At 31.3% G+C, this 5,766-nt stretch carries 7 protein-coding genes; 1 reads left to right on the forward strand and 6 read right to left on the reverse strand.

What is annotated here, in order from left to right:
- From A5819_RS19540 to A5819_RS17525, 5 genes are all read right to left on the reverse strand, one after another.
- The coding region (locus A5819_RS19540) for a hypothetical protein (protein ID WP_217809039.1) at positions 1–357 on the reverse strand (357 nt) is incomplete at its 3' end.
- Positions 358–418: 61 nt separating this feature from the next.
- Positions 419–793, reverse strand: a complete 375-nt coding sequence (locus A5819_RS17510; protein ID WP_086282108.1) for an ASCH domain-containing protein — start codon at positions 791–793, stop codon at positions 419–421.
- 183 nt (positions 794–976) lie between these two features.
- Positions 977–1,333: a hypothetical protein gene (locus A5819_RS17515; RefSeq protein ID WP_086282106.1), complete on the reverse strand. Its 357-nt coding sequence runs from the start codon at positions 1,331–1,333 to the stop codon at positions 977–979.
- Positions 1,334–1,872: 539 nt separating this feature from the next.
- Positions 1,873–2,475: a protein adenylyltransferase Fic gene (gene fic / locus A5819_RS17520; RefSeq protein ID WP_086282104.1), complete on the reverse strand. Its 603-nt coding sequence runs from the start codon at positions 2,473–2,475 to the stop codon at positions 1,873–1,875.
- A gap of 187 nt (positions 2,476–2,662) precedes the next feature.
- Positions 2,663–3,262, reverse strand: coding sequence for a site-specific integrase (locus A5819_RS17525; RefSeq protein ID WP_086281960.1), 600 nt, complete (start codon positions 3,260–3,262; stop codon positions 2,663–2,665).
- Positions 3,263–3,520: 258 nt separating this feature from the next.
- On the opposite strand from A5819_RS17525, the gene A5819_RS17530 reads away from it, so the two are divergent.
- Entirely contained in the window at positions 3,521–4,021 is a 501-nt protein-coding gene (locus tag A5819_RS17530; RefSeq protein WP_086282102.1) for a hypothetical protein, read from the forward strand.
- Between the two features lie 634 nt (positions 4,022–4,655).
- Here A5819_RS17530 and A5819_RS17535 read toward each other — a convergent pair.
- Positions 4,656–5,519 carry a CPBP family intramembrane glutamic endopeptidase gene (locus A5819_RS17535; RefSeq protein WP_086282100.1) on the reverse strand — a complete coding sequence of 288 codons (864 nt, stop codon included), beginning with the start codon at positions 5,517–5,519 and terminating at the stop codon, positions 4,656–4,658.
- Positions 5,520–5,766 lie beyond the last annotated feature (247 nt).

Below are 5,766 nucleotides of genomic sequence, written 5' to 3' on the forward strand. Positions count from 1 at the left end.
GAAACTATTCAATTGCTCTTTAACTGATTTGAAAGTGATCTTATTAAGATCAATAAATTCATTATCTGTAATTGCTACGTAATGATCATTTATCTTTTTTGCATGATTTATCGCTGTGTTCAAATGTTTATAAATGTTATATTTCCCATTTTTATCATAACTACGACAAATCGTCGATATATAAGTGAATCGTAGACAGTCATATGAACTATTGAAAAATTTCCATGCTTTTTTAAAATCATTATAGTTTTTAGATTTCAAATCAATAATTGCTTGCATACTATTTAGATACTTTTTAATATAAATACCTTCTCTTAAAAGGAATTCGTTTCGTTCTGTAATCTCATCTATATTCATATTTCAATATTCCTTTCGATTCTTGTTGGTTTCTATTAGATCTCATGCATGCAGTTATCGATCATTTTTCGATATACTTAAATGATTGTGGTGCTGCACCTACACCTATTTCTTTCAAGTCTAAAGGTCTTTCATATTCAAGAAAGTTCTTTATTTGAATCGCGTACCCTTTCTCTTTGCCACTAAAATATCCCTTGAAGAATGATTCAGTTATTCCTGAATACTCTTTCGTTCTCTGCCAAAGTTTTTCAGGTGTGTCTTCAATAATATCTTCAATAGTGAATTCACCTATAACTTTACCTACAGGCACAGTGGAATAAATAATGACAGACGAAACATTTTTATTTTTAAACATCCTAGATCTGTATTCAAACCTTTTTGTTCCAGCAATTATTTTCTCCACAAATTCAGGTTTAATAGATAACAATACTTTCATAACTCACCAACTTTTCTAGCATTATTTGGATCTCATTTATGCTGCTACCGATTCTTTTTGAGAAGCCGAACTATTTTCAGCTTCAGGAATTTTTACCGTTCGCCTTTAGAAAAATTATCCTGGAAAATCAGCTGCTGCTGCCGGAGAATTTTCTTCCATTTTACGAACGATCGTTTTTGAGAATTACGAAAAAATCACTTGAACATAAAATTCACGATTTATGTTTACATACCATCTAATAGATTCAAACTTCAGTATGTTGTGTAATTTTAGTATTTCTCTGTAAAATGGTCCTTTAAAATTCATACTATTCACTTCACTTGGAACTTTGGCAAACACCACTTTTTTTCCTTTATCATCAATGAAGTCTTGATCAATACTTGGCCATAGAAAACCTTCCAACTTGCAACACTTGGATTCCTTTTCTAGCACTTCAGAATCTGTGTAACTATCCTTTAAGTTTACCAGTCCTTTTTCTGTCACATCACCATAAAAAGATAATCCTGGTATATTCTTCTTTTGAAAATCTTTAAACTCCATTTATTCGCCTTCTTTCTGATCCTTTTTGAGAATCGTTACACCTATTTTATTTCAGAAATTCTATACTAATTCATCACAAATAATTCAAATTTCAATTGTATTATTTACTCATACCAAACAAACAACCCTAACAAACAAAACTTTTTCATTTTTAACTCCTTTTCCTACCTTCCCCAAAGGTAGGTCTTTTTGTTTATAAGAGTTATTCATCCTTTTTCAAATTGACAATGCTGCTTCATTCCTTTAACATTAAATGCAAGGAAACAAGCTTTTATACCAAAAACGAGTGTTTTCGGTAATTTGTCTATTCCATGATCTAATGAACGCAAAATGCTGATATTACTGAAAGTTGTTCTAGTTTTGGGACAACTTTTTTATTTTACTTAAAATGTCGTTTTAGGTGAACACTAGATTGCTTGTTCAAGATAATACCTCAGTTTAAAAGTTGAAATGAGCTTAGAATCTCTCTACCGTTAACGTAGTTTTACCGAATATAGATTTAGCTATAAGTTTTGGTGACATTTTAGCTTTTTTTCTGATTACAAGTCTTCAGTATTGAACTCTGTATATCCTTCATAGTAGTAACTAACATCGATACCTTTCATATATGTTTCACGATCGTTTACTAAAGACGTTAGTGCTTGCTTGGTCAAATGAGCAATTTCTAAATCATTGATCGGACTACGTTCCATTGCAGAAAGATAATCTTCTTTGTTGATAAGATTCCAATCGATTACTTGGTTGATTTCCTGCTTCAGAATTAGATTTAACCATATTCTTGTACTACGCCCGTTCCCCTCACGAAAAGGGTGTGCAATGTTCATCTCAACATACTTTGCTACAATTTCATCGATGTTAGATTGCGGCATTTGATCAATGTGATCTAATGAGACGTTCAAATACATAACCGGCGCAAATCTAAAATTTCCTTTAGCAATATTTACCGTTCTAATTTCACCGGCAAATTCATAAATATCTGAGAAAAGGTACTGATGAATATCTGCTAGCCCTTTGAATGTTCCTACTTCTAGTTTATCAATGTCCCCACTATCGTATAATTCCTTTGCATTCAATTTACTAAGCTTTTCTCCTACTCTTGCTAATTCAACTTGATTTGTAATGCCTAATTTATTTGTTAACATATTTTCCCTCCTGGTATTTTCTTATTTCTTATACCGATCAAGCATTGCTCATCAGATTCCTACTACTTTTAGTTCATTCATTTGTGAATCTATTCAGGACCTTTATTGTATTCTAATCTACTCACATGATGGCTTCTTTTCGAAAAAAATGACGTGTTTCTTCTATTATATAGTAAATAGTCTCACACTATAAATCCAAACTCATGACTGCCGTATCTTTATCCTCTTGTGTGATTCCAATATAGCGTAATGTCTCACGCTGCGATGAATGATTTAATAGCTCCTGTATGATCTCAATATGTGTCCCATTCTTATAAAGAAAATACCCAAATGTTTTTCTCATCGAGTGACTTCCGATATTTTTCATCCCTATACTTTTTGCTGCTTTACTTAACACATCCCAAAGTGCTTGCCGGCTTAATGGCTGATCCTCTCCTTTTCGACTTGGAAATAGAAAGTGATCAAAATCATTTGTTGCTACCTGAGAAGGAAATGCTTCATTCACATATTCTAAAATCTGTTTTCTCAATTTATTCGAAATAATAATGGAATTGTGTTTACCGGTCTTTTGTTCTTTCATTTCTAATCGTTCCTTCGCGATCACTCGACCACGAGAAATAATTAAGACGTCTGATAATTTCAATCGGCGTAAATCTGAAATTCGATAGGCGGTATTTATTCCAATCGAAAATAGTAATATATTTCTTGATCCCATTTTTCCGGAAGACAAAATCGCCTTCATTGCATCAATTTTCTTTTTTTCTCTGATTGGTTGGACAATTTTCATGAAAAAATTCCTCTCGTTATAAATATGACTTAATTATATTATACTATAGTTTTAGTCTTATTCAAACAATATATAAATTTAAAGAGCGACTCAAACATTGAGTCACCCTTAGAGCCGTCTATCTTTACCCTGTTTTCACGAATGTGACACAACAAGGTTGTGTCGCATTCATAAAAATCAGTTATTTTGACTATATTATTTTTATTTTCAATAGTTACTAAAACGCGTTATAGTAACTATTGAAAAAGGAGCTTTTTAATGACAAACATCAAAACGGTTGAAGAAGAGATCGAAAAAATTCTGATTGAAGATAAGCGTTCCTGGGTTCGGTTATTTGAATTGATCAGAGAAGTTGAAATTAAAAATCTATGGAAACCAGAACACAAATCATTTACTCGCTGGATCAAACACCTAGCATATGAACCTGGAGTAACTGAATCATTGATTTGGAAACGAAAAAAAGCTGGTGAAATTTATTCCGATTATCAAAAGAGAGCAAAAAAGAAAGGAATCACTGTGCCCAAAATTGAGGACGTTGAAGTTAGTCCTAACAATTTTGAACTTGTAGAGAAGATTAGCCAAGGCAATAAAGAGAGCAAAGACGATTTAATGGAAAAAGTACTGCGGAGATATATAAAGCGATCAGATTTGTTAAATGCTTGGAAATCGGTTAAAACAATTAGACAGAACACTGAAGGTAGCATCATTAAAAAAATAGCTATTCTGAAGTTGATAACTTTGAAAAAGAAAAAGAGATAGCTTTATCTTTTTCAGACATAGCTATCTCCTTGACTTATGGTTCATGGTTAAATAATTTTTCTAATCTTAATATAGGCACTCTAATTGACCGATCAGAAAAGAAAGTCTATAGGCTGTTACCAAATTTTTCGTTTTACTCTTCTATAACTGATTGATCACATACTATTGATTTCCTATTACTCGAAAATCATACAAGTAAACCTCATCAACTAAATTTACATTCTATTGAAGTGATTCTTTCTGAAAAAGATCTTCAACGATCATTCCGTAGCAGACAATACCAACAACATATGAATTATTTATGAATTGTTATGCCCACTAAACTAACAAAAAAGATTGATTCTAAAATATCCTAAGACTACGGAATAATTGAGTTAGCCAATCAGAAATTTTCTACTATCTTAAAAATCCGGTTTACTCATCTGCGGTGAATAAGTTGGATATATTTCAAAGGCCTTTACTCAAGATACTTTAAAATTTTATTCCATTTTTTAGAACCTTCTTATTTTTGCCATTTAGCATAAAATTGTGTTTGGTCTATACTTTTTATGTTAATGGGAAATCCGTACAATTTTTTACTGTACAATAATAGAAAAGACTAGAGAATTTTTCCCCTAGTCTTTACAATACTCACTTAATTCCTTGGTTTTGTTAATTCAGGTTTTCTAGTAGAGTTTTTTATCAGTTTATACATAGTGAAAATAGCTAACATTGTTAAAACTATCAAAGTCAACCTATTAGATTCATAGGAAGTAAAAAAGAAATTTGAATTGTTACTAGTTAACATAGTTACTTTCTCTTTACCAATAGTATGTTCAAGTATACTAGATTCCAAAACATTCCAAATAGTATGGATACCAATTGCTATCCATAATGAATTTGAGAGGAAAGTTACTCCTGACAAAACTATTCCCATTAAGAAAGCAGCTAGCATCATCCAGAGAGCCGCTGGATTTTTTCCTAGCCCATATGCTTCCCAATGGATCATCCCAAATAATACAGAAGAAAATAAAGAAACAGTCCAAGAAGAAATTTTTAGTTTTTTTTCACATATAGAGTTTATAGTCCCCCTAAAAATTATTTCTTCTGTTCCAGCTTGAATTAGTACGGGAACAAACCCTATGAGGGTAGCTAGTAAAATTCCTTTATAATCAAAGTCCATGTTAATAGAAAGATTTTTGAAGATTGTAAAGCATACAATCATACTTAAAATACCACCACCAATAACACCTTCTAACAAGTAAATTATTCTGATGGGTTTTAATCCTATAAAGTGCAATATCCGCTCATTATTTAACTCTTTTCTGAAAAATATATACTTCATAGCTAATAATGAGAACACTGATATGATTACCCACTGAAAAATACTTAAATACTCAACCGGAATAATTTTTTTTAGTAGTGGATGAATCAAAATAATTGGTAAATACATAAAGAACGGTTGTGAATACAAAAGTAAAAATATTAAAGCTTTCATTTTTTTTCTATTAACAGTCATTTGTTTATCTCCTTAAATTTTTTCCATTAAAAAAGTAAAAAACTTATAAAATAATTTTCACCTTGAAATTTATTTTTCCTCTATCCAACACCTGTCTCTTATACACATCTAGATGTGTATAAGAGACAGATATTATACTATAGTTTTAGTCTTATTCAAACAATATATAAATTTAAAGAGCGACTCAAACATTGAGTCACCCTTAGAGCCGTCTATCTTTACCCTGTTTTCACGAATGTGACACAAC

It is taken from the genome of Enterococcus sp. 7E2_DIV0204 (assembly GCF_002140855.1).
Classification (GTDB): Bacteria; Bacillota; Bacilli; order Lactobacillales; family Enterococcaceae; genus Enterococcus_L; species Enterococcus_L lemimoniae.

Coding starts and splice junctions, on each gene's coding strand:
- A5819_RS17510 (WP_086282108.1), bottom strand. CDS start 793: ATGAAAGTATTGTTATCTATTAAACCTGAATTTGTGGAGAAAATAATT.
- A5819_RS17515 (WP_086282106.1), bottom strand. CDS start 1,333: ATGGAGTTTAAAGATTTTCAAAAGAAGAATATACCAGGATTATCTTTT.
- fic (WP_086282104.1), bottom strand. CDS start 2,475: ATGTTAACAAATAAATTAGGCATTACAAATCAAGTTGAATTAGCAAGA.
- A5819_RS17525 (WP_086281960.1), bottom strand. CDS start 3,262: ATGAAAATTGTCCAACCAATCAGAGAAAAAAAGAAAATTGATGCAATG.
- A5819_RS17530 (WP_086282102.1), top strand. CDS start 3,521: ATGACAAACATCAAAACGGTTGAAGAAGAGATCGAAAAAATTCTGATT.
- A5819_RS17535 (WP_086282100.1), bottom strand. CDS start 5,519: ATGACTGTTAATAGAAAAAAAATGAAAGCTTTAATATTTTTACTTTTG.